Source organism: Mesorhizobium alhagi CCNWXJ12-2, from assembly GCF_000236565.1.
In the GTDB taxonomy this organism is placed as follows: domain Bacteria; phylum Pseudomonadota; class Alphaproteobacteria; order Rhizobiales; family Rhizobiaceae; genus Allomesorhizobium; species Allomesorhizobium alhagi.
On record NZ_AHAM01000033.1, the window covers coordinates 26,524 to 50,169 of the forward strand.

Genomic DNA, 23,646 nt, shown 5'->3' on the forward strand with positions numbered 1-23,646 from the left:
TTCAGAACCACGCCATTTCATCCGCCCAACAAAAAAGCGAGGCCCAGCCTCGCTCTTGTTCGCCCCGCGACGATTCAACGCCGGTTGGGCTAGACCGCGTCCTGCAGTGTCGCCAACTGGCCGAGGAAGGCTTCGGCCCTGGTGCGCTCGTCGTCGCTCTTGGCGTCGGCGGCGTCCTCGCGCGCCTCCTGGATGCGGCGGGCGAGATCGTCGCGGTCGATTTCCGCGACCCGCACCGCCGATTCGGCGAGCAGCGTGCAGCCTTCCGGAAGGATGTCGGCGAAGCCGCCGAACACCACATAGCGCTCCTCACCCCCGCCGGCCGATTTCACGGTCACGACGCCAGGCTTGACCGTGGTCATCACCGGGGAGTGGTTGGCCAGAACCGTCATCTCGCCTTCCGCGCCCGGAATCACGACATGCTCGACCTGTTCCGAAACGAGCAGCCGTTCGGGGGAAACGAGTTCGAATTTGAAAGCTTCAGCCATTGCTTAGACCTTTTCCAACGTATTCAGCTTGCCCGTCGGGCGAATACTTGAGGATGGCGGCGTCATGGAAATTCTCATACGTAACCGCCACCGATTTTCCGACTGTCGAAGCCAAGCGAATACAGAACTCACCCAGGTCATCTAGATCGCTTTGACCCGAAACGTCGGTCGGGATGAAGTCCAGTTCCATTTCGCTGTCTGTCCACAAATGGCAGTTCAGACCGCTCGCTAACACGCCTATGCGCAACAACCTTTGATTATCGTGCGACAACTCACCTACAGAAGTGGGAAGGGGCTTCCTTTCACCGTCAACCAGATATTCAAATTTCCAGAATCCTGCGCCAACGGCTGCCAAAAACAACTGCCATTCAGCTGGTCCGCTGTCTGGAACAATAATGTCACGCCAAGCGCCGTCATGGGCGAAGTGTTCTTCGACCTCCGCCCATACCGGCATCACATCAAGCAGCTTCCGCGGCCAGACGCCGTGCCTTTTCGACCGCCATGTCGATGCCGCCGACCATGTAGAACGCCGCTTCCGGCAGGTGGTCGTACTCGCCGTCGACAAGGCCCTTGAAGCTCTTGATAGTCTCTTCGAGCGGCACGAGCTGGCCCGGCGAGCCGGTGAACACTTCGGCCACGAAGAAGGGCTGCGACAGGAAGCGCTCGATCTTGCGGGCGCGGGCGACCGTGATCTTGTCCTCTTCCGACAGCTCGTCCATGCCCAGAATGGCGATGATGTCCTGCAGCGACTTGTAGCGCTGCAGGATCTCCTGCACGCTGCGGGCGACCTGGTAGTGCTCCTCGCCGACGATCAGCGGGTCGAGCATGCGCGAGGTCGAGTCGAGCGGGTCGACGGCCGGGTAGATGCCCTTTTCCGAAATGGCGCGGTTGAGCACGGTCGTCGCGTCCAAGTGGGCGAACGAGGTCGCCGGCGCCGGGTCGGTCAGATCGTCGGCCGGCACGTAGATCGCCTGCACCGAGGTGATCGAGCCCTTGTGGGTGGTGGTGATGCGCTCCTGCATCTGGCCCATATCGGTCGACAGCGTCGGCTGGTAGCCCACCGCCGAGGGAATGCGGCCGAGCAGAGCCGACACTTCCGAGCCCGCCTGGGTGAAGCGGAAGATGTTGTCGACGAAGAACAGCACGTCCTGGCCCTGATCGCGGAAATGCTCGGCGATGGTCAGGCCCGACAGCGCAACGCGGGCGCGCGCTCCGGGCGGCTCGTTCATCTGGCCGAACACCAAGGCGCATTTCGAACCTTCGGTCGAGCCGTTGTTCTCATGCGGGTCCTTGTTGACGCCCGACTCGATCATCTCGTGATAGAGGTCGTTGCCTTCGCGGGTGCGCTCGCCGACGCCGGCGAACACGGAATAACCGCCATGCGCCTTGGCGACGTTGTTGATGAGTTCCTGGATAAGAACGGTCTTGCCGACGCCAGCGCCGCCGAACAGGCCGATCTTGCCGCCGCGCGCATAGGGCGCGAGCAGGTCGACGACCTTGATGCCGGTGACGAGGATCTGCGCTTCCGTCGACTGGTCGACATAGGCCGGCGCGTCCTGGTGGATGGCGCGGCGGCTGGCCGTCACGACCGGGCCGGCTTCGTCGACCGGCTCGCCGATGACGTTCATGATGCGGCCGAGCGTCTCGTCGCCGACCGGAACGGTGATCGGCGAACCCGTGTCATACACGGCCTGGCCGCGCACGAGGCCTTCCGACGTGTCCATGGCAATGCAGCGGATGGTGTTTTCACCAAGATGCTGCGCCACTTCGAGGACGAGCCGGTTATCGCCGTTCATCGTCTCCAGCGCGTTCAGGATCGGCGGCAGTTCGCCGTCGAACTGCACGTCGACGACGGCGCCGATGACCTGCGCCACGCGGCCGGCCTGGCCCTTGGCCATCATCGCAGTCGCGCCCGACTTTGCCGCCGCCGGCTTTGCAGCGGCAGCCTTTGCCGGGGCAGCCTTCGCAGCCGCGGCGGGAGCCTTCACGGCGGCTGCCTTGACAGGCGCCGCCTTCTTTGCCGCGGGGGCCTTCGCCGCCGGAGCCGCTTTCGGAGTAGCTGCTTTAGCCATGGTGATAACCTCTGTGTCCGTTCCTTGTTTCACACGAGCCCGTCCGCAAATGCCTGCGGCGTATCGGGATCATGTGGCTAGAGCGCTTCCGCGCCCGAAATGATTTCGATCAGTTCCTTGGTGATCTGCGCCTGCCGCTGGCGGTTGTAGGTGATCGTCAGCTTGTTGATCATGTCGCCGGCATTGCGCGTCGCATTGTCCATGGCGCTCATCTTGGCGCCCATCTCGCCGGCCGCGTTTTCCAGCAGCGCGCGGAAGACCTGGACGGAAATGTTGCGCGGGATGAGGTCGGAGAGGATTTCGCCTGGCTCCGGCTCGTACTCGTAGACGGCGTTGCCGCCGGCAGTTTCCGGCTCCGCGGCGGCGACTGTCGCCCCGGCGGGAATGATCTGCTGCGCGGTCGGAACCTGGCTGATCACCGACTTGAATTCGGAATAGAACAGCGTGCAGACGTCGAAGCCGCCCTCGTTGAACAGCGCGATCACCTTCTTGGCGATGGCGTCCGCATTGACGAAGCCGAGCGTCTTGACCTCTCGCAGGTCGACGCGCTCGATGATCAGCGCGCCATATTCGCGGCGAAGGATATCGTAGCCCTTTTTGCCGACGGTGATGATCTTAACCGTCTTGCCTTCGGCCAGCAGCTTGCGGATGCGGTCGCGCGCAAAACGCGCGATCTGCGAATTGAAGCCGCCGCAAAGGCCGCGCTCGGCGGTGCAGACGACCAGCAGATGTGTATCGTCGCTGCCGGTTCCCGTCATCAGGCGCGGCGCATCGCTGCCGCCGGCGCTGCCGACTGCCTGTGCGATGTTCGCCAGCACCGCGCCCATGCGCTGAGAATAAGGACGAGCGGCTTCCGCGGCTTCCTGCGCGCGGCGCAGCTTCGCCGCGGCGACCATCTGCATCGCCTTGGTGATCTTCTGCGTCGCCTTGACCGAGGCGATACGGTTGCGAAGGTCTTTTAAGGAAGCCATGCCCTATCCCGCAATCAGGCGAAGTTTTTCGCGTAGGCGTCGATATGGCTCTTCAGCTGGGCGCGCAGATCGTCCGACAGCGCCTTCTCCTTGCGGATGCCGTCGAGCACTTCCTTGCCCTCCGAGCGCATATGCGCGAGCAGCCCCTGCTCGAACTTGCCGACCTGGTTCAGGGCGAGCTTGTCGAGGTAGCCGTTGACGCCGGCGAAGATCACCGCGACCTGCTCTTCCGTCTTAAGCGGCGAGAATTGCGGCTGCTTCAGGAGTTCGGTCAGGCGTGCGCCGCGGTTCAGGAGGCGCTGCGTGGCGGCGTCGAGGTCGGAGCCGAACTGCGCGAAGGCAGCCATTTCGCGGTACTGCGCGAGTTCGCCCTTGATCGAGCCGGCGACCTGCTTCATCGCCTTGATCTGCGCCGACGAACCGACGCGCGACACCGAGAGGCCGACGTTCACGGCCGGACGGATGCCCTGGAAGAACAGGTTGGTCTCGAGGAAGATCTGGCCGTCGGTGATCGAGATCACGTTGGTCGGGATGTAGGCCGACACGTCGTTGGCCTGCGTCTCGATGACCGGCAGCGCGGTCAGCGAGCCGTTGCCGTTCTCGTCGTTGAGCTTGGCGGCGCGTTCGAGCAAGCGCGAATGCAGGTAGAAGACGTCGCCGGGATAGGCTTCGCGGCCCGGCGGGCGGCGCAGCAGCAGCGACATCTGGCGATAGGCGACGGCCTGCTTCGACAAATCGTCATAGGCGATAACCGCATGCATAGCGTTATCGCGGAAATATTCGCCCATGGCGCAGCCGGCGAAGGGCGCCAGGAACTGCATCGGCGCCGGGTCCGAAGCGGTCGCGGCAATGACGATCGAATATTCGAGCGCACCGCGCTCTTCCAGCACCTTGACGAACTGCGCGACGGTCGAGCGCTTCTGGCCGACGGCGACATAGACGCAGTAGAGTTTCTGGCTCTCGTCGTCGCCCTGGTTCAGCGGCCGCTGATTGAGGAAGGTGTCGAGAATGATCGCGGTCTTGCCGGTCTGGCGGTCGCCGATGACCAGCTCGCGCTGGCCGCGGCCGATCGGGATCAGCGCGTCGATGGCCTTGAGGCCCGTCGACATCGGCTCGTGCACCGACTTGCGCGGAATGATGCCGGGCGCCTTGACGTCGACGCGGCGACGCTCGGCGGCGTCGATCGGGCCCTTGCCGTCGATCGGGTTGCCGAGCGCGTCGACCACGCGGCCCAGCAGGCCCTTGCCGACCGGTACGTCGACGATCGAGCCGGTGCGCTTGACGGTGTCGCCTTCCTTGATATCGCGGTCGTTGCCGAAGATGACGACGCCGACATTGTCGCTTTCGAGGTTCAGCGCCATGCCGCGGATGCCGCCCGGGAATTCGACCATCTCGCCAGCCTGGACATTGTCGAGGCCATAGACGCGGGCAATGCCGTCGCCGACGGACAGGACCTGGCCGACTTCGGAGACTTCAGCCTCCTTGCCGAAATTCTTGATCTGGTCTTTCAGAATTGCGGAAATTTCCGCGGCGCGGATGTCCATCAGCCGACCTCTTTCAGTGCGAGCTTGAGCGAATTGAGTTTGGTTTTTAGCGAAGTGTCGATCTGGCGCGAGCCGATCTTGACGATGAGGCCGCCGAGCAGCGACGGGTCGACGGTGACGGCGATCGAGACGTCCTTGCCGGCAACGCCTTTGAGGGCAGTCTTGAATTCCTTCTCCTGCGCCGGGGTCAGCGCATGGGCCGAGGTCACTTCGGCCGAGACCTCGCCGCGCTCTGCGGCGGCGATCTGGCGGAATGCCCGGATCATTGCCGGCACAGCGAAGAGGCGGCGGTTCTTGGCGACGACGCGCAGGAAATTGCCGACCAGGCCGCCGATCTTCGCCTTGGCCGCAATCGCGGAAATCGCCTTGAACTGCTCGTCCGACGAAAAGACCGGGCTGCGGATCATCCGGGTCAGGTCCTCGCTTCCCCCGAGCAGCGCCTCGAAGCGGCCGAGATCGGCTTCCACGGCGGGAACCGCCTTGGCCTGGGCCGCGAGTTCATAGAGCGAACCCGCATAGCGTTCGGCAACTCCGGAGATTGGCGAGCTAGACTGTGCCACGGACCGTCTTTTCTCTTGTCTGACAGGCCGCAAGATTGTTGGCGCGAGTGTGGAACTCTGCTAAATCTTTGACCTTGCTGCAATTTCTCGACGGAGAGCCTGCGCGTGACGCGTCCCCCGAACGAAAGTCGACTGCCGTCTAGCACAGGCCTTTACCGACCGCAACACGTTGCCGGACGGGCGTTTGGGCAGTTTTGTCGCAGCCCTGTGGAGACTGCGTGATTCAGAGCATGAAGCCGAAGGCAAACCCCAGCGGCAGCGCCGCAAGTGCAAGATCGACGAGCACGAAAACCCAGTTGTAGAGGGTGTTTCCACGGTCCGACAGGATCGACACAAACCGGCCGAACGCAGTGAACAGCCAGGAGAAGCCGAGCGCCATATAAAGCAGCGGTTGCGCCAGGAGGATGCAGCACAGGCCGACGCCGAGATAAAAACCCGACATGTTGGCGCGGGCGGCCGCCACCGCCTCCGGATGCGCCTCGGTCGTCTGAAGCCGCAGCGCCTTGAACGACAGGCGCGGCGCGAACAAGAACATCAGGCCGAGCAGCACGGTGACGGCCGCCGAAGACCAGGCCAGCCACTCGCCCTGTGTAACCGGCCACGGAAACGCGAATTCCATTGTCGTCCCCTCCAGAATCGCTCGAACCGCTGCCATACTATCGATCGGCGGCGACTTCGCCAGATAGTTGAACGTCGGGAGAATCGTTATGGCTCAAAAGATTCCGGAGAGGCTGAGCTGGGCAGTTGAGCAATTGAAGATCGCCGGCGACGAGCGGCTGCTGGAAATCGGATGCGGCCGCGGCGTGGCCGTTTCGCTTATTTGCCCTCTGCTGACTTCCGGGACAATCACCGCAATCGACCGGTCGGCGATCGCCATCGACGCCGCTCTGCTCAGGAACGAAGATCACGTCGTAGCCGGCAAGGTCTCGTTCCGCCATACCGCCCTGGAGGATATGACAGGGCCGGCGCGTTCTTTCGACAAGATATTCGCCATCAACGTCAACCTGTTCTGGCTCGACGCTGCCAGAGGTCTCGACGCCGTCACGAAGCTGCTCGCACCGGACGGAACGCTCTTCTTATTCTCCGAGCCGCTGTCGTTGGCGGGGCGCAAGCAGGCGGAGGCGAAGCTCCTCGCCAATCTCGAAGCCAATCGTTTCCAGGTGCTGGAGGTGATCGAGGCGGATGCCAGCCGCTCAAGTCTGTTCGGCGTGGTGGCAAGGCCGATCGGAAACAGCGCGTAGCTTACAAAAAGCTCTGCGGGTCGATATCCACCTGCACCCGCACCGAGCCGCGCAGCTTCGGCCCGCCGGCAAGCATGGCGCGCAAAAAAACCTGCATGTCGGAGCGGCGGCCGCCCTGCACCAGGAGCCGGAAGCGGTGGCGTCCGCCGATAAGCGCTAGCGGCGCCTCGGCCGGGCCGAGCACATGGATGTCGCTTGCCGCGGGCGCTGCCCGCCTCAATTGTCTCGCATGCGCTTCGGCCTCGGCCCGCGTCGCGGCGCTGACGATGATGCCGGCCAGCCGGCCGAATGGCGGCAGCCCGGCCTTTTCGCGCTCGACGATCTCCCGTTCGTAGAATGCCTCGGAATCGCCCGACACGATCGCCCGCATCACCGGATGATCGGGCTGGAACGTCTGCAGCAGGCCAAGGCTCTTCTTACCGGTGCGGCCCGCCCGTCCGGTGACTTGGCTCAGTAGCTGAAAGGTCCGCTCGGCGGCGCGCGGATCGCCATTGGCGAGGCCGAGATCGGCGTCGACCACGCCGACCAGCGTCATGTTGGGAAAATTGTGTCCCTTGGCCACCAGTTGCGTGCCGATGACGATCTCGGCCTCGCCCTTGGCGATGGCTTCCAGTTCGAGCCGGAGCCGCTTCACCCCGCCCATGATGTCGGAGGAGAGCACGATCGTGCGAGCATCGGGAAAATGCCCGACCACTTCCTCGGCGATCCGCTCCACCCCCGGCCCGCAGGCGACCAGATGGTCGAGCGCGCCGCATTCCGGGCAGGCTTCAGGACGCTTTTCATTGTGGCCGCAATGGTGGCAGACGAGTTGTCCGCGAAAGCGGTGCTCGACCAGCCAGGCCGAGCAGTCCGGGCACTGAAAGCGGTGGCCGCAGACCCGGCAGAGCGTCAGCGGCGCATAGCCGCGCCGGTTGAGGAACAGCAGCGACTGTTCGCCCCGCGCCAGCGTCTCGCTGATATGGCCGACGAGGACTGGGGACAAAAAGCCGCCCCGCGCCGGCGGCGCGCGGCGCATGTCGATGGCCTTGATGTCGGGGAGCGCCGCCTCGGCAAAGCGCGCCGGCAGCGCGACGCGGGCGTAGCGGCCCTGGCTCGCATTGACCCGGCTTTCCACAGAGGGCGTGGCCGAGGCCAGCACCACCGGAAAATCGCCGATATGCGCCCGCACCACGGCCATGTCGCGGGCATTGTAGAAAACGCGGTCTTCCTGCTTGTAGGCGGGGTCGTGCTCCTCGTCGACGACGATCAGGCCGAGTTCCCTGAACGGCAGGAACAGCGCCGAGCGCGCGCCCGCCACCACCCTGACGCCGCCTTCCGCCACCTGCCGCCAGACCTTTTCGCGCATGCGCGGCGCGAGGTCGGAGTGCCATTCTGCGGGCTTTGCACCGAACCTGTCCTGGAATCGCTCGAGAAAAGCCTGCGTCAGCGCGATTTCCGGCAGCAGGATCAGCACCTGCCTGCCCTTTTCCAGCGCCGCCGCCACCGCCTCGAAATAGACTTCGGTCTTGCCCGAACCGGTAACACCGTCGATCAGCGTTACGCCGAATGCGCCTTTAGCGCCGGATTCGCGCAAGGACGCCGCCGCCTTCTCCTGGTCGCCAGTCAAGACGGTCGCCGCGAAACTTGGATCGGGCGCGGCCACGACCGGCCGCGGCGGGATCATCGCCGTCTCGAACACCCCTTGCGCCTTCAGCCCGTCGATGACCGTCGACGAGACCCCGGCCGCGTGCGCGAGTCCCGAGCGGGTCCAGGCCAGCCCGTCTGAGGCCATCTCCAAGACACGCGCGCGAGCCCCGGTCATCCGGTCAGGCTCCGAATCGGTCCTAACCAGTCCTTCGATCCATGGCTCCGGGTCGAAAGCCTCCGGTGCACGCAGGATCATCCGCGCCACCATTCCCGGCGGCGAAAGCGTATAGGCGGCGATCCAGTCGACGAAACGGCGCATCTCCTTGCCGATCGGCGGGCAATCGAACACCTGCTCGATCGGCCGAAGCTTCTTCGCGTCGACCGTTTCGCACGCCGAATCCCAGACGATGCCCGCCACCTGTCGCGGCCCGAGCGGCACGCGCACGATCGAGCCAGGCTCGACATGCATCCCGGCCGGCACCGCATAGGTGTAGGGCCGCTCGGCCGGCATCGGCACGAGAACGGGGACGGCAAGCAGCGGCGAATCTTGTTTCATGAGGCGTGACCTTGCCCGGACTTTCGGCTAGAGCAAAGTCCAACCCGCCAGCCGCCTTCGCGGCGCATTCCATTTGCCAGGGAGACTGCCATGAAATTTTTCGTCGACACCGCCGACGTAAAGGAAATCCGCGAGCTCAACGATCTGGGCCTGCTCGACGGCGTCACCACCAATCCGTCGCTGATCCTGAAATCCGGCGGCAATATCGCCGAGGTCACCAGGGAGATTTGCGGCATCGTCGAAGGTCCGGTCTCGGCCGAAGTCGTCGCCACCGAATACAAGGAGATGATGCGCGAAGCCGACGTGCTGTCGAAGATCGCAGACAACATCTGCATCAAAGTGCCGCTGACGCTAGACGGCCTGAAGGCCTGCAAGTCGATCCGTTCAACCGGCCGTCTGGTCAACGTCACCCTCTGCTTTTCCGCGAACCAGGCCCTGCTTGCTGCCAAGGCCGACGCCACCTTTATCTCGCCCTTCGTCGGAAGGATCGACGACACGGGTTCGGATGGAATGGAACTGATCGCCGAGATCAAGCAGATCTACGACAATTACAGTTTCCCGACCGAGATCCTCACGGCCTCCATCCGCACGGTGAATCACGTCAAGCAGGCCGCCCTCATTGGCGCGCATGTCATCACCGCGCCACCGGCCACCCTGCGCGCGCTGGTCAAGCATCCGCTCACCGACAAGGGCCTGGAAGCATTCCTCGCCGACTGGGCCAAGACCGGCCAGAAGATCGGCTAAGCGGCGGGCAGCTATAGCCGCGAAAGATCCTGGCCGATCGCGAGCTTCAGCAACTCGGCCAGTTCGCGGGCGGCGCGGTTTTCGGCGTCGCGCTGGGCCCTGAGCGCGGCGAATTCCTGCCGCGGGCGGTCGTAGGACGAGGAAATCCGTCGCGTACCGCGCGCGACCACCTCGCCCGTGCCGACTTTCGTCAGCCTGTAGGACGAGGTCATCACGATCGTTCCGGCCGACGGCCGGTCCTCACCCGTGGTCGTAGCCGCCAGCAATAAACCGGTGGCCACCTCGGTGACGCCGAGGTCGAGCGAATATTGCGGGTTTGCCGGCTGCCCCGCTCCGCCGTTCAGCATGAAGATCAGGTGATTGCGCACTTCCTGTGCATAGCGCGTCTGGACCGGCTTGATGTCGATCGACGGATACGCAGCCACGGTGGTTCCCGTTCCTCCCGGCGCCACTGTGTTCGAATAAAGCGGCCGCACCGTGCATGCCGATGCAATGGCCATAGCGGCGATACAGGCGGATAACACCGCGCCGCGCAGGAGACGGGCCGGGGCTTTGCATTCAGACGACGACATTGACGATCCTCTGCGGCACGACGATCACTTTTCGCGGGCTTTTGCCCTCGAGCGCCTTCTGCACGAAATCGAGTGCGAGCGCTGCCTTTTCGACGGCACCTTGATCTGCGTCGCGGGCGATTGTCAAATCGCCGCGCTTCTTGCCGTTGACCTGCACCGGATAGGTGATTTCGCTGTCGACGACGAGCGCCGGATCGAAATCCGGCCAGCGGCGATTCGCCACGAACCCCTCGCCGCCGAGTGCGGCCCAGGACTCTTCGGCCAGATGCGGCATCATCGGCGCAATCATCACGATCAGTATATCCACGGCTTCGCGCGCGGCCGAACGCAACTCGGGCGAGGCCTTGCCGGCGGCGACCGCGGCGAACGGCGCCTGCATCGCATTCACCAGTTCGTAGATACGCGCCACCGCCTTGTTGAAGCCGAGTCTGCCTATATCCTCGCCCACTGCTTTCAGCGCCTTGTGCGCGGCCTTCGACAAGGCGCCCGCCTCGCCATCGCTGGCTGCCTGCGGCGCAATACCCGAGAGCTCGGCGGACGTCTCCGAAATCAGTCGCCAGACGCGCTGCACGAAGCGGTGCGCGCCTTCCACGCCGGCCTCCGTCCAGATCACGTCGCGTTCCGGCGGCGAATCCGACAGCATGAACCAGCGCGCCGTGTCGGCGCCGTAGCTGGCAATGATGTCGTCGGGATCGACAACGTTCTTCTTCGACTTCGACATCTTCTCGATCGAGCCGATCTCGATCTCCTCCCCCGTCGCAAGCAGCGTCGCGCGGCGCTTTCCGTCCGTCTCCTCGACCTTGACCTCGGCCGGCTGCACCCAGCCCTTCGGGCCCTTGTAGGTCTCGTGAACCACCATGCCCTGGGTGAACATGCCCTCGAACGGCTCCTTCACCTCGTTCAAATGACCGGTGACCTGCATCGCCCGCGCAAAAAACCGCGAGTAGAGCAGGTGCAGGATCGCGTGCTCGATGCCGCCGATATACTGGTTGACCGGCAGCCAGCCCTGCGGACCGTCGGCGTATTTCGGCGTCGTCGGGCTCTGTTCGTTCCACGGATCGGTGAAGCGCGCGAAGTACCAGGACGAATCGACGAAGGTATCCATCGTGTCGGTGTCGCGCCGTGCCGGCTTGCCGCAGTTCGGACAGTCGACGTGCTTCCACGTCGGATGGTGGTCGAGCGGGTTGCCAGGCTTGTCGAAGCTGACTTCGGTCGGCAGCAGCACCGGCAAATCCTTGTCCGGCGTCGGCACCGAGCCGCAATCGTCGCAATGGACGACCGGGATCGGGCAGCCCCAATAGCGCTGCCGCGAGATCAGCCAGTCGCGCAGCCGGAACTGCACCTTGCGCTCGGCTTGCGGGCGGTTGCCGACGGTCACGCCGGAGAGCCGCATCGCGACCTCGTCGAAAGCCTGTTTCGGAGTCATGCCGTCGAGGAAGCGCGAATTGATCATCACGCCGTCGTCGACATAGGCTTCGTCGATGATCTGGAAGGTTTTCGCGTCCGCACCTTCCGGCATCACCACCGGTACCACCGGCAGGCCGTATTTGTTGGCGAAGTCGAGGTCTCGCTGGTCGCCCGACGGGCAGCCGAAGATGGCGCCCGTGCCGTAATCCATCAGCACGAAATTCGCGACATAGACCGGCAGCGTCCAGCTTTCGTCGAATGGGTGGACGACGCGGATGCCCGTGTCAAACCCCTTCTTCTCCGCCGTCTCGAGCGTGGCGGCCGACGTGCCCATGCGGTGAACTTCGTCGATGAATTTTGCCAGCGCCGGGTTGGTCTCCGCAGCCTTGCGGGCCAGCGGATGGTCGGCAGCGACCGCCATAAAGGAGGCGCCGAAAATCGTGTCCGGACGTGTCGTATAGACCTCGAGTTCGGTCTCGCCTTCGGGCGCGCTTTCCTTCGCCAGCTTCCAGCGGACCAGCATGCCTTCCGAGCGGCCGATCCAGTTCGACTGCATGATCCGCACTTTTTCCGGCCATTTGTCGAGCGTGTCGAGGCTGTCGAGCAGTTCCTGCGACATCGACGTGATCTTGAAGAACCATTGCGTCAGGTCGCGCTGTTCTACCAGGGCGCCGGAGCGCCAGCCGCGGCCGTCGATCACCTGCTCATTGGCGAGCACGGTCATGTCTTCCGGATCCCAGTTGACTTTAGCCGACTTGCGCTCGACCAGTCCGGCGCGCCAGAAATCCAGGAACATCTTCTGCTCGTGGCGGTAATAGCTCGGGTCGCAGGTGGCGATCTCGCGGGCCCAGTCGAGCGACAGGCCCATCGTCTTCAACTGGCCCTTCATCGTCTCGATGTTGGCGTAGGTCCAGTCGCGCGGATTGACCTTGTTGTCGCGCGCGGCGTTCTCGGCCGGCAGGCCGAAAGCGTCCCAGCCCATCGGATGCAGCACATTGTAGCCCATGGCGCGGCGCCAGCGGGCGACTACGTCGCCCATCGCGTAGTTGCGGACATGGCCCATATGGATGCGCCCGGACGGATACGGGAACATTTCGAGCACATAGTATTTCGGGCGCGGATCGTCGTTCTGCGTCTCGAACAGCTTTTCGTCGTCCCAGGCCTTTTGCCATTTGGGTTCGGACGCGCGCGGATTGTATCGTTCGGTTGCCATGACCGGTTTTTCACTTAAAAGACGTGCGGATTGACGGACGGGCGGACCTTCACCACGGTTTGCCGGACCCGTCAACACCATGGCCCGCCGCGGCGGCGGACGACAACCGGGATATATGGATATGACGGATGCGGTCGAACAGCTTGCCGCGGTGCAGACGAAAATCGCTGCAGCCGAACGGCAGGCCGGACGCGAGCCGGATTCGGTCACCCTGGTTGCGGTGTCGAAAACCTTCGACGCGACAGCAATCCGCCCGGTGCTCGTGGCTGGCCAACGCGTATTCGGCGAGAACCGGGTGCAGGAAGCGCAGGGCAAGTGGCCTGCGCTGATGGCCGAATTCCCCGATGTCGAGCTTCATCTCATCGGCCCGCTCCAGTCGAACAAGGCGAAGGAGGCCGTGGCGCTGTTCGACGTGATCGAATCGGTCGACCGCGAGAAGATTGCGGCCGCGCTCGCCGCTGAAATCCGCAAGCAGGGCAGCGCGCCGCGGCTTTATGTCCAGGTCAACACCGGCTCAGAGCCGCAGAAGGCAGGTATCGAACCGCGCGAGGCAGTCGCCTTCGTCAAGCGCTGCCGCGATGTTCACGGTCTCGCCATCGAAGGGCTGATGTGCATCCCGCCGCTCGAAGAAAATCCCGGTCCGCATTTCGCCCTACTTGAAAAACTCGCACGCGAGGCCGACCTAGAAAAGCTTTCCATGGGCATGTCCGGCGACTATGAACTCGCCATTGCCTTCGGCTCGACACATGTGCGGGTAGGATCGGCGATCTTCGGAAGCCGCTGATCGCCTGCCGCGCTCTGCGGCCGGTATCGTTTCCTCAGTCAGGTCTTCAAGTAGTGAATGTTAGAGATTACCGGCCGGATATTGACGGCCTCAGGGCGATTGCCGTTCTCAGCGTGGTCCTGTTCCATTTCGGTTGGGGCCAATTTTCCGGCGGCTTCATCGGCGTCGATGTCTTCTTCGTCATCAGCGGATACCTGATCACCAGGCTGATCACCGGCGAAGTCGCCTCCACCGGCGCCTTCCATTTCCGACGTTTTTACGTGAGGCGAATGCGCCGGCTGTTTCCGGCATTGGCCGTCGTGCTTCTGCTCAGCGCAATCGCCGCCGCGTTCATCTTCTCGCCGGAGCACCTCAAGCGGTTCAGCCGAGAGTTGATGACGGCGGCGCTGTCCGTATCGAACATCTTCTTCTTCACCGTCAGCGGTTATTTCGACGTTGCGAAGAAATTCCAGGCGCTGCTCCATACCTGGTCGCTCGGCGTCGAAGAGCAGTTCTATCTCGTCTGGCCGGTTCTCATTGTATGGGCGATGCGGTCCGGGCGCCGGATCCTGCCGGCGGCCCTCATGGCGGCGGCCATTGCGAGCCTTTACTACGCACAAACGCTCGATGACCGGTCGGCCGCCTTTTTTCTCACGCCGTTCCGCATCTTTGAGTTCGCCATCGGCGCCAGCCTCGTCTGGCTGATAAAAGTCCAGCCCGTGAACAAACTTCTGTTGGAGCCGATCCTGCTCTGTGGACTCGGCATGATCGGGTACGCGGTCTTCGCCTATTCGTCGGAAACGCATCTCCCCGGGCTACTGACGCTGCCGCCGACGGTCGGCGCCGCGCTCGCGATCTATGCCGGCCGCGCCCGCTATACCGGACTGCTCCTGCGGAATCCGCTATCGGTTTGGGTCGGCAAGATCAGCTACTCGCTCTACCTCGTTCACTGGCCGCTGGTTATATTTCCTGCATACATCACTGGCGAGCCGTTTACCGCCATCGAGCGGGTCGGCCTTCTCGCCGTCTCGATCGCGCTTGCCGCCTTGATCCACTACGGCGTCGAACAGCCGCTGCGGCGGCCGCGGGCCCAGGCCGACGGTGGCAATGTCCGATTCATGAAGGGCCTCGCGGCTACCACCTTGCTGCTCCTGGTTTTTGGAGCGAGCGTCGTTCTGGGCCAGGGATGGGCTTGGAGACTGTCGCCGGATGCGGCCAAACTGCTGGCCAGCACCACCCGCGAAATTGAAATGCAAGGCGAATGCCAATACGAGATCAGAGGATCGAACGAGGCCTTCCAACAGAAATTCAACGACTGTGCTGCCAAAGCTGGAAAGGCTGTGCTCATCGTCGGCGATAGCCATGCCAGCGATCTGTTCAACGCGCTTGCCCACAACGGCGCCCGGCGCCACGTCGTCGGCGTGGCGGATGGTGGCTGCCGGCCGATCGGGCCGGAGGCCTGCCGGTACGACGAATTCGGCGCCTTCATCGCCGCCAACAGGGACAAACTCGCCGGCGTACTGTTTGTTCAGATGGGGGGGTATTTTCTGACCGATTTGAGACATCTGCCGGTCGATACCGACGGAATCGACGAGACCATCGATTATCTGACCAGATTCGCGCAGCCCGGCATCCCCTTGCTCTGGGTCGGGCCGCAATGGGAGCCGTATTACGAGGTCAACCAGTTCGTCGCGACAATGCCGACAGTTGAGCGGCCGGACTATCTGCGCAACAGCGCCGTGCATATCGCCGACGTCGATGCGGCCATCGAAGCAGTCGTCAGGCGCCGCGAATCGCCGGTCGACTACGTGTCGCGAACCGGGATCCTCGGCCCGCTCACCGCCGATCAGTTCGTCATTGATGGCGAATACACCTATTCCGACACGGACCACTGGTCCGCCAAGGGCGAGGAGGTGTTCGGAAGACGCCTTCTTGCCGGCAGCGCCAGGCTGCGCGAGATGTTCGGATTGCGCGAAGACCGGGAGACCGCGCCGGACACATGACGCGCCAGTCCATCGCCCATCAGTTCAGCACGAACTCCCCGTCCACCTTGCGCCACTCGTTGGGCGCGATCAGCTTCTGGTGCGTATAGGTCACCGAATGCAGAGGACCGTCGAGTTTCGCCCGCCAGAAGTCGATGAACTTCACCAGCACCGGAAACTTCGGCGCGATGTCGTATTCCTGCCAGATGAATGTCTGCAGCAGGTGCGGATGGTCGGGCAGATGGTAAAGGAACTGTGCGGTGGTCAGTCCGTACCCATTCAGCATCAGTTCCGTTTCCGAAATGTCACGCATGCGTTCGAGCCTTTCAGACAATCCTCCACCGCCAGAGTGTGCGGCGCGATGGTTAACCGTCTATTGATAACGCAATCTATCCGATCGGGTTTCATGCGCAAAATCAAATGCTTGGCAGCATCCGGCCGTGAGTGCTGACAGTGCCGCGGCGGCGCGGGTGCGGCACGCTGCCGCGCAAATCCAAAGGTCTAATATTGTGGCGGGCGGCCAAATGATAATAAATGCCCGCGAATCCGCCCTTGCAGCGGAAATTCCGGCAGTGTCGAGGGCCGGACTTCAATTGGGGAGGGAGACAGAAATGTCCGAGGTAAAGATCCATCGCGTCAAGCCGGAGTGGAAGAAGAACGCGCTCATCGACAACGAGACCTACCAGAAATGGTACGCCGAGAGCGTCAGGAGCCCGGACAAATTCTGGGCCAAGCACGGCAAGCGCATCGACTGGTTCAAGCCCTACACCAAGGTCAAGAACACCTCCTTCACCGGCAAGGTGTCGATCAAATGGTTCGAGGACGGGCTGACCAACGTCTCGTACAATTGCATCGACCGCCATCTGAAGAAGCGCGGCAACCAGACCGCGATCATCTGGGAGGGCGACAATCCGTATGATGACAAGAAGATCACCTACAACGAGTTGCATGAGCATGTCTGCCGCCTCGCCAATGTGCTGAAGAAGCACGGCGTCAGGAAGGGCGACCGCGTCACCATCTACATGCCGATGATCCCCGAAGCGGCCTATGCGATGCTCGCCTGCACCCGCATCGGCGCGGTCCATTCGGTCGTCTTCGGAGGCTTTTCACCGGATTCGCTCGCCGGCCGCATCGTCGATTGCAAATCGACTTTCGTCATCACCGCCGACGAGGGGCTGCGCGGCGGCAAGCCGATCCCGCTCAAGGACAACACCGACAAGGCGATCGCGATCGCCGCGAAGGGCAAGGTGAAGGTCGATAAGGTGCTGGTGGTGCGCCGCACCGGTGGCAAGACCGGATGGGTGGAAGGCCGCGACGTCTGGTATCACGACGAGGTGGCCTCGGTGAAGCCGGACTGCAAGCCCGAGAAGATGAAAGCCGAGGATCCGCTCTTCATCCTCTACACGTCAGGTTCGACAGGCAAGCCCAAGGGCGTCCTGCATACCACCGGCGGCTATCTCGTCTATGTCTCGATGACGCACCAGTATGTCTTCGACTACCATGACGGCGACATATACTGGTGCACGGCCGATGTCGGCTGGGTCACCGGCCACAGCTATATCGTCTATGGCCCGCTCGCCAACGGCGCCACCACGCTGATGTTCGAGGGCGTGCCCAATTATCCGTCGGCATCGCGTTTCTGGGAGGTCATCGACAAGCACAAGGTCAACATCTTCTACACGGCGCCGACCGCGATCCGCGCACTGATGGGCGCGGGCGACAGCCATGTGAAGAAGACCTCGCGCAAATCGCTGCGGGTGCTCGGCACGGTTGGCGAGCCGATCAATCCGGAAGCCTGGGAATGGTATTTCCAAGTCGTCGGCGACAAGAAGGTGCCGATCGTCGACACCTGGTGGCAGACCGAGACCGGCGGCATTCTGATCACGCCGCTGCCTGGCGCGACCGACCTGAAAGCCGGTTCGGCGACGCGGCCGTTCTTCGGCGTGCAGCCTGAACTCGTCGACAATGACGGCAAGGTCATCGAAGGCGCGGGTGACGGCAATCTTTGCATCACCGATGCCTGGCCGGGCATGATGCGAACCGTCTATGGCGATCACGACCGTTTCGTGAAGACCTACTTCTCAACCTACAAGGGCAAATACTTCACCGGCGACGGCTGTCGGCGCGACGGGGATGGCTATTACTGGATCACAGGCCGCGTCGACGACGTGATCAACGTCTCTGGCCATCGCATGGGCACCGCCGAAGTGGAGTCGGCGCTGGTCAGCCACGACAAGGTTTCGGAGGCCGCCGTCGTTGGCTACCCGCACGATATCAAGGGCCAGGGCATCTACTGCTACGTCACCTTGATGGCCGGCGAACAATGGTCGGACGACCTCCGCAAGGAGCTTATCTCCCATGTCCGAAAGGAGATCGGCGCCATCGCCTCGCCCGACAAGATCCAGTTCGCGCCCGGCCTGCCGAAAACCCGGTCGGGCAAGATCATGCGGCGCATCCTGCGCAAGATCGCCGAGGATGACTTTGGCGCATTGGGCGATACCTCGACGCTAGCCGACCCTGCCGTCGTCGACGATCTCATCGCCAACCGGCAGAACAAGAGGGCCGAAGCGAAAGCATAAAAGCTGCACAACCAAAGAGAGAGTTGCATTGACGATTGCAACTTTCACTTGCTTTAGCTAAGTCTGTGGGGCCGACTCGATCGGCGCCACAAACTGCGCGGGGAGCAAGCGATGAAGTATCGGAAGCGGAAGGGGAAAGACACCTGGCATTTCTGCACGAACTGCTCGAACTGGCCGGTCAGCGACTACGACGAGCGTGATGGCAAGCCTACCTATGGCGAGTACTGTAATGAGTGCTTGTCAAAGGACGCGAACGGCACCTGCGCCAAAAAGCAGTAACGCCGTTGGATTCAGATACTTATCTATATAGATCGGCCCGGGTCGGCGGCAGCCCGCTCGGGCCGCGCGCCCGCCTCGTCGCCACGGTCTGATAGATCAGCACCGAGCCGCCGTCGAAGCCGAGCGAGCAGCCGGTGAGATAGAGCAGCCACAGCCTGGCCTTCGCCTCGCCAACCTCGGCGATAGCCTCGTCGAAACGGGCGTGCAGCCGCTCCGCCCACAACCGGCACGTGCGCGCATAATGCTCGCGCAAATTCTCGACATCGTGGACCTCGAAGCCATAGGCCTCCAGGTTTTCCACCGTCATGCCGATGTGATCGACCTCGCCGCCGGGGAAGATGTACTTGATCAGCGCCTTGTAGCTCGGCGCCTTGCGCTTCCATGCCTTGCGGTCGCGCTTCATGCGCCTTGTGATCGCATGGTGCAGATAGATGCCGCCGGGTTTGAGCAGCCGGCGGACGTCCAGGAAATAGGCTTCGTGATTGGCGAGGCCGAGATGCTCGAACATGCCGATCGACGAGATCTTGTCGAATTTCCCCGTCAGCTCGGAATAGGGCTTCACCTCTATGGTGATCCGGTCCTCCAGCCCTTCGGCGCGGATACGCTCGCGGGCAAGCGCTGTCTGCGCCTCCGACAGCGAAACGCCATGGCCGGTGACGCCGTAATGCTTGGCGGCGTGGATCAGCATGGCGCCCCAGCCGCAGCCTATGTCGAGCAGCGTCTCGCCGGGCTTCAGCCGCAGCTTGCGGCAGATATGGTCGAGTTTGTCGGCCTGCGCCTGGTCGATGCCGTTGGCGAAATCCTTGAAGTAGCCGCAGCTATAGACCATGCGCTCGTCGAGGAAGAGCCGGTAGAAGGCGTTCGAAATATCATAGTGATGGGTGATCGCCTCCTTGTTGGAGCCGCTGACGAACGGATTGCGCCCGGCAAGCCGGTCGAGCGCCGCGTCACGCCCGCTCGAAAGCAGGAGCGCCGGCAGATCGCGCAGCAATTGCAGTTTTGGAAGCTGGCGCAGCCTGGCCTTGAGCTTCCCCTGCGGCCGGCGATCGACGATGTCGAACAGCGATCCGTTCTCGACATCGATGGCCTTGGAAATCCAGAGTTCGATCAGCGTATCAAAGACCGGACGCCGCAAGACGCGGCCGACCATACCGCTGTCGTTGATGGCCACCACCGGCCCGTCGGCGGGCCCGAGGCGCTCGCCGTTCCACAGCCGCACCGCGAAGTCCGGCTTAACCTCGTCAAGCACGGTCCGGATGATCCGGGCTGCCCTGTCTGCGCTGTCCATCCTCTGTCGCCGGATCGGGAATCCGGCGTCCCCCTTGGCAGGGACATGATGGCTGCTACGGACCGCCGCCACAACGGCTTTGTTGCATCCGGGGCACGCCGCTCGCGAATTTTCTCCTCGCACTTGCCATTTCAAAACGAACACCCCATCCTTGGAGTGTGTTCAACAAATCGAAAGGAGGTGATCCGATGTCGAGTGATTTCGTTTTCCAGAACGTGGCCTCTGCGGATTGCCCTTTCGGGAAGCAGCCTTCCCGCTAACGGCGCAAGCTGCGCGGCTGGTGGTCCCTTGAGGATCACGGCCAAGGGCCGCGCCACGGACGGAAACACGGAAGGCCGCCTGCTTCGAAAGAAGCGGCGGCCTTTTCCTTTCCCGGAAGCAGCAGGCTATTTGGTCAGCGCCAGCCATTCTATGTTCTTGATGATCGCGTCGAAGGCTTCGCTGAGCGCCTCGCCGTCAGCGGCTTCGTAGTAATGCTGGACCGAAGACGTGTCTTCGGAAGCGCAATCTTTCATCACCTGCTTTGCGTTTGCCTGGTTCAGCATGAAGCCGATTGTGAAGATCTCGATCTTGTCGTCCTTTTTCATAGCCTCGCATAGCTTCTCGGCCTTGCTGCGCGACTTGGCCGGCTGTTCGCGAACCTTTGCATCCTCGGCGACATTCGCAAATGCAGTGTTGAATACCCCATCCGTCATCAGGATGGCGATCTTGGCGACCTTCTTCTCGTCATGGACCTTCGGGTCGGATCCTTTCGGCAGGTAGTTGGCCCAGTTGTTGGACAGCAGATAACGCGTCCACTGTATGCCGATATGGCCGGCCGTATGTCCCTCCGCCTTGAATGCGCCGATCGTGCCGAGAAGTGTGTCCGCATCGGCCGTAAGCGGCTGCAGTTCGACCTCGGGGCAGAACTTCAGCCGAACGTCGCGATTGACCATGGCCACGGCCGGGCTGGCCGCAGTGAACTGGTGCGCGCCTTTCCGTTCGGTCGCGCATTTGTCGGCCCGCCCGGAAACAGCGGCCAAATGGACGCCCGTATAAGCAGGCGGCTCACCAGTGGTGAATGTCTTCTCGTAATGGACATACTCCGACAGAGACCCGGTGTTGACCGCGTCGGAATAGGGCACGATCGCGACCCTGATGCGCGGGTTGTCCGGATCCTGGCCATCCAGCAGTCTTTCCACCGCATCCTCGGCGGCATCCTGAAGGTCGCCTATCTTGTCCGACCACCAGTTCGCCTCCATAGACTTGGTCACGTCCAGCATCATCGCCACTTCGATCGTCTTGTCGGAATAGACGGCGGCCGAACTGATCGAAACGCGCGGGTCCTTGGTCGAGAATATCGGAAACGCCAGGTTCACATTGGCGTAGGCCGTCGCCTCGATGGTTTTCGCCGTGCGGTCGATCACCAGTCTGTCCAGCACGAACCGGTCCGTTGTCGCGAATTTGGGATCGCTGTTGGCGTGGAGGAACGCCTCGACCATCTTGCGAGCCTCCTCCTCCTCGATGGCTCCTGTCGTCAGGTCGCGCGCCGTCGAGGTCACGGCGGAATCGAGCGCGTTGCGCAGGCTGGATTTGAGCTGATAGGACTGCGCGACGTTGACGCCATAGCCCACCGACAGCATCAGCATCGAAGCGACCACACCCGTCAGCACCGCGAAATTGCCGCTTCGGTCGTTGGCCAGATTGCCGGCAAGCTGTTTCGTTTTCTCGAAAATCCGCATCGTTCCTGTCTCCACCTATGCCGACAAGGCCACCTGACCAAAGCAGTGCAGGAATCCGGCCGGATATTCGCAGGAATCGCGCTTAGCTTGACTGCGAAGCGTATACCTCTGTTTTAAAAACACTTTCCTGATCGGGGTGGTAAACCGGCGGTTAATGCGCGGACCGGCTTTTCACCCTCGCACACGCTCATGAGATGGAGGTCGAAACACGCCGGAAGGCATGTGCCATAGCAGGACAGGGTCCCTGTGCCATTCCGGTTCAGCCGCACCAGCTTTGCCGCTTGCCGCCCCGATATGGGCGCACGATGTCGCGCGCGAGCATGATTTCGGAAACGGCGGCGCCGTCCGGCGTCGCGACATCGGCCAGCACGCGGCCGTAATATTTCGCACCGCCAATGTTGGAGATAAACACAATGCCGGTCCCCAGCAATTCCGTCAACACCTCACGGGCGTGCAGGGCGGCGAGGCGCTCGCGCTCGCAACGGCTCTTCACCTCCGGCGCGTCGATCCCCCGCACCCGGATGTTCACGCGTACCGAGTGCCCCGGCCAGACATGCGCCTCGGTAAGGAACGTGTCGCCGTCGATGATCTCGATGACGGTGGCTTCGACCGGACCCTTGAAGCGTTTGGCGGCTTCGGCCGATGCAGCGGGCGAGAGGAGGAATGCAGCCGCGAGCATGGCCCATAAGAACCACGTCGGAGATGGGAATGGCGTCGGCGAATCCATGACAAGGCATTTATTCCTATTTTCGGGAACAATGCAATGCCTGGCGGAGGATCAGGCGATCATATGGGCGCCGACGGTGCGGTCGACGCCGTGATAAGGCGGCTTGGCGGGGTGGCTCTCCTGCTCGTAGGTCCAGACCTTGAAGGTGGTCAGGCTGTGCGGTCCGAAACTGTGCAGCAACGGCACATCGGTCGCGTCGCGGCCGCGCGCCACCACGACGCGCCCGATGCGCGGCACGTTGTGGCGGGCGTCGAACGTATACCATTTGCCACCCAGGAACGCCTCAAACCAGGCATTGAAATCCATCGGCGCCGGGTCCGGCGGCACGCCGATATCGCCCAGATAGCCGTTCACGTAGCGGGCCGGGATGTTCATGCAGCGGCAGAGCGTGATCGCCAGATGCGCGAAATCGCGGCAGACGCCGACCCGCTCCTCATGCGCCTGGGCGGCCGTACGGGTGTGGCGCGCATAGCCGTAGCCGAAGGAGAGCCGGTCGTGAACATAGTCGGCGATCGCCTGCACCCTCGCCCAACCCGCCGGCGTCTGGCCGAACAGGTTCCACGCCAGATTGCCCAGATGGTCGGTCTCGCAATAACGGCTGGCGAGCAGGGAGCCGATCACGTCGTCCGGAAGTTCCTCGATGGGCGTCTCGCCGGCTTGCAGGTTGGTTTCGTCGGGCTCGCCGCTGTCCTCGATCACCGCATCGTAGAGAATGCGAAAGCCGCCCGCCGGCGCCAGGAACCGCCTGCAGCTGTTGCCGTAGCGATCCTCGTAGACATGGCTCGGCGTCGACGGCGAGGTCAGCACGCGGGTCTGCCGCTTAATATCCTTCTGCCGGTCCTTGTGGATCTCCAATACCGAGATGACAGGCGTCGGCTGCGGGCATTCGATCGCGATTTCGTAGCCGAGTCTGATGAGCATCTGTGCAACCCCGCGGAGAGGAGAAAGGACATTCGGCGCTCAACGCGTCGTGTCATTTCTTGTTCCGCAAAAGCCGCCGGCCGGTGCGGCCGGAAGCAGCGCCTGCGGGGCGGCCGGACGCAGCCTCAAAAATCGCTGGTCAGGCCCTTTATTTCCCAGTCGCCATAGCGGCCGGGCTCGTGGCCGCCGCGCCCGCCTACCTCCTTGGGCAGCGCCGCCTCGCGGTCGCGATATGCCTTGCGCCGTTCTTCCGCCTCCTTGAGCGCGCGTTCGGCAGCCGGGCTCAGCCGCTTGGCAACCTTGGGGGCTTCGTCAGCGTTGACTGGTCTGGACATCGGCGCTCCTGGAAGACGATTGAAACCGGGGGTCTGGCTTACCATCATATAGTCGGG

The 23,646-nt window shown here is 62.9% G+C and carries 21 protein-coding genes; 5 read left to right on the plus strand and 16 right to left on the minus strand.

Features of this window, described 5'->3' with window-relative positions; genetic code table 11:
- Window positions 1-89: 89 nt before the first annotated feature.
- The 7 genes from MAXJ12_RS04835 to MAXJ12_RS04865 form a co-directional block, all read right to left on the minus strand.
- A complete protein-coding gene (locus tag MAXJ12_RS04835; RefSeq protein ID WP_008834655.1) occupies window positions 90-488 on the minus strand; it encodes a F0F1 ATP synthase subunit epsilon in 399 nt (132 codons plus the stop codon).
- Entirely contained in the window at window positions 481-945 is a 465-nt protein-coding gene (locus MAXJ12_RS04840; protein ID WP_040584898.1) for a hypothetical protein, read from the minus strand. Before MAXJ12_RS04840 ends, MAXJ12_RS04835 begins: the two co-directional genes overlap by 8 nt.
- A gap of 1 nt (window position 946) precedes the next feature.
- The gene (gene atpD, locus MAXJ12_RS04845; RefSeq protein WP_040584900.1) at window positions 947-2,560 is read right to left on the minus strand and encodes a F0F1 ATP synthase subunit beta; all 1,614 of its coding nucleotides are present in this window, start codon (window positions 2,558-2,560) and stop codon (window positions 947-949) included.
- A gap of 77 nt (window positions 2,561-2,637) precedes the next feature.
- Window positions 2,638-3,531, minus strand: coding sequence for a F0F1 ATP synthase subunit gamma (locus MAXJ12_RS04850; RefSeq protein ID WP_008834658.1), 894 nt, complete (start codon window positions 3,529-3,531; stop codon window positions 2,638-2,640).
- Window positions 3,532-3,545: 14 nt separating this feature from the next.
- Window positions 3,546-5,075, minus strand: a complete 1,530-nt coding sequence (gene atpA, locus MAXJ12_RS04855; RefSeq protein WP_008834659.1) for a F0F1 ATP synthase subunit alpha — start codon at window positions 5,073-5,075, stop codon at window positions 3,546-3,548.
- A complete protein-coding gene (locus MAXJ12_RS04860) occupies window positions 5,075-5,635 on the minus strand; it encodes a F0F1 ATP synthase subunit delta (RefSeq protein ID WP_008834660.1) in 561 nt (186 codons plus the stop codon). The genes atpA and MAXJ12_RS04860 overlap by 1 nt, the downstream gene beginning before the upstream one ends.
- Window positions 5,636-5,858: 223 nt before the next feature.
- Window positions 5,859-6,254, minus strand: coding sequence for an AGROH133_08824 family phage infection protein (locus MAXJ12_RS04865; protein WP_008834661.1), 396 nt, complete (start codon window positions 6,252-6,254; stop codon window positions 5,859-5,861).
- An 88-nt stretch (window positions 6,255-6,342) separates the two neighbouring features.
- On the opposite strand from MAXJ12_RS04865, the gene MAXJ12_RS34265 reads away from it, so the two are divergent.
- Window positions 6,343-6,876 (plus strand): SAM-dependent methyltransferase, encoded by a 534-nt coding sequence (locus MAXJ12_RS34265; protein WP_008834662.1) that lies wholly within the window; start codon window positions 6,343-6,345, stop codon window positions 6,874-6,876.
- A gap of 1 nt (window position 6,877) precedes the next feature.
- On the opposite strand, the gene MAXJ12_RS04875 is transcribed toward MAXJ12_RS34265, so the two are convergent.
- The gene (locus tag MAXJ12_RS04875) at window positions 6,878-9,058 is read right to left on the minus strand and encodes a primosomal protein N' (RefSeq protein WP_008834663.1); all 2,181 of its coding nucleotides are present in this window, start codon (window positions 9,056-9,058) and stop codon (window positions 6,878-6,880) included.
- A gap of 90 nt (window positions 9,059-9,148) precedes the next feature.
- Here MAXJ12_RS04875 and fsa point away from each other — a divergent pair, with 90 nt between their 5' ends.
- Complete coding sequence (fsa, locus tag MAXJ12_RS04880; protein WP_008834664.1) at window positions 9,149-9,802, plus strand: fructose-6-phosphate aldolase; 654 nt, start codon at window positions 9,149-9,151, stop codon at window positions 9,800-9,802.
- Between the two features lie 11 nt (window positions 9,803-9,813).
- Here fsa and lptE read toward each other — a convergent pair whose 3' ends face one another.
- Both lptE and leuS read right to left on the minus strand, forming a co-directional pair.
- The gene (gene lptE / locus MAXJ12_RS04885) at window positions 9,814-10,227 is read right to left on the minus strand and encodes an LPS assembly lipoprotein LptE (protein ID WP_341872520.1); all 414 of its coding nucleotides are present in this window, start codon (window positions 10,225-10,227) and stop codon (window positions 9,814-9,816) included.
- A 133-nt stretch (window positions 10,228-10,360) separates the two neighbouring features.
- On the minus strand, window positions 10,361-12,994 hold the full coding sequence (gene leuS, locus MAXJ12_RS04890; RefSeq protein ID WP_008834666.1) for a leucine--tRNA ligase: 2,634 nt from the start codon (window positions 12,992-12,994) through the stop codon (window positions 10,361-10,363).
- A gap of 121 nt (window positions 12,995-13,115) precedes the next feature.
- On the opposite strand from leuS, the gene MAXJ12_RS04895 reads away from it, so the two are divergent.
- Both MAXJ12_RS04895 and MAXJ12_RS34270 read left to right on the plus strand, forming a co-directional pair.
- Window positions 13,116-13,778, plus strand: a complete 663-nt coding sequence (locus tag MAXJ12_RS04895) for a YggS family pyridoxal phosphate-dependent enzyme (RefSeq protein ID WP_008834667.1) — start codon at window positions 13,116-13,118, stop codon at window positions 13,776-13,778.
- 53 nt (window positions 13,779-13,831) lie between these two features.
- Window positions 13,832-15,760 (plus strand): acyltransferase family protein, encoded by a 1,929-nt coding sequence (locus MAXJ12_RS34270; RefSeq protein ID WP_157999618.1) that lies wholly within the window; start codon window positions 13,832-13,834, stop codon window positions 15,758-15,760.
- A gap of 19 nt (window positions 15,761-15,779) precedes the next feature.
- Here the strand turns inward: MAXJ12_RS34270 and MAXJ12_RS04905 are convergent, their stop codons facing one another.
- The gene (locus MAXJ12_RS04905) at window positions 15,780-16,052 is read right to left on the minus strand and encodes an usg protein (RefSeq protein ID WP_008834669.1); all 273 of its coding nucleotides are present in this window, start codon (window positions 16,050-16,052) and stop codon (window positions 15,780-15,782) included.
- Window positions 16,053-16,350: 298 nt separating this feature from the next.
- Between MAXJ12_RS04905 and acs the strand changes: the two genes are divergently transcribed.
- A complete protein-coding gene (gene acs / locus MAXJ12_RS04910; RefSeq protein ID WP_008834670.1) occupies window positions 16,351-18,318 on the plus strand; it encodes an acetate--CoA ligase in 1,968 nt (655 codons plus the stop codon).
- 298 nt (window positions 18,319-18,616) lie between these two features.
- On the opposite strand, the gene MAXJ12_RS04915 is transcribed toward acs, so the two are convergent.
- The 5 genes from MAXJ12_RS04915 to MAXJ12_RS04935 all read right to left on the minus strand — a co-directional run bounded on the left by MAXJ12_RS04915 (window position 18,617) and on the right by MAXJ12_RS04935 (window position 23,589).
- On the minus strand, window positions 18,617-19,885 hold the full coding sequence (locus MAXJ12_RS04915) for an SAM-dependent methyltransferase (RefSeq protein ID WP_008834672.1): 1,269 nt from the start codon (window positions 19,883-19,885) through the stop codon (window positions 18,617-18,619).
- 386 nt (window positions 19,886-20,271) lie between these two features.
- Window positions 20,272-21,606, minus strand: a complete 1,335-nt coding sequence (locus MAXJ12_RS04920) for a TadE/TadG family type IV pilus assembly protein (protein ID WP_008834673.1) — start codon at window positions 21,604-21,606, stop codon at window positions 20,272-20,274.
- A 259-nt stretch (window positions 21,607-21,865) separates the two neighbouring features.
- Window positions 21,866-22,333: a thermonuclease family protein gene (locus MAXJ12_RS04925; protein WP_008834674.1), complete on the minus strand. Its 468-nt coding sequence runs from the start codon at window positions 22,331-22,333 to the stop codon at window positions 21,866-21,868.
- 51 nt (window positions 22,334-22,384) lie between these two features.
- Window positions 22,385-23,254, minus strand: coding sequence for a transglutaminase-like domain-containing protein (locus MAXJ12_RS04930; RefSeq protein ID WP_008834675.1), 870 nt, complete (start codon window positions 23,252-23,254; stop codon window positions 22,385-22,387).
- A 125-nt stretch (window positions 23,255-23,379) separates the two neighbouring features.
- Complete coding sequence (locus tag MAXJ12_RS04935) at window positions 23,380-23,589, minus strand: DUF1674 domain-containing protein (RefSeq protein WP_008834676.1); 210 nt, start codon at window positions 23,587-23,589, stop codon at window positions 23,380-23,382.
- Between the last annotated feature and the right edge of the window lie 57 nt (window positions 23,590-23,646).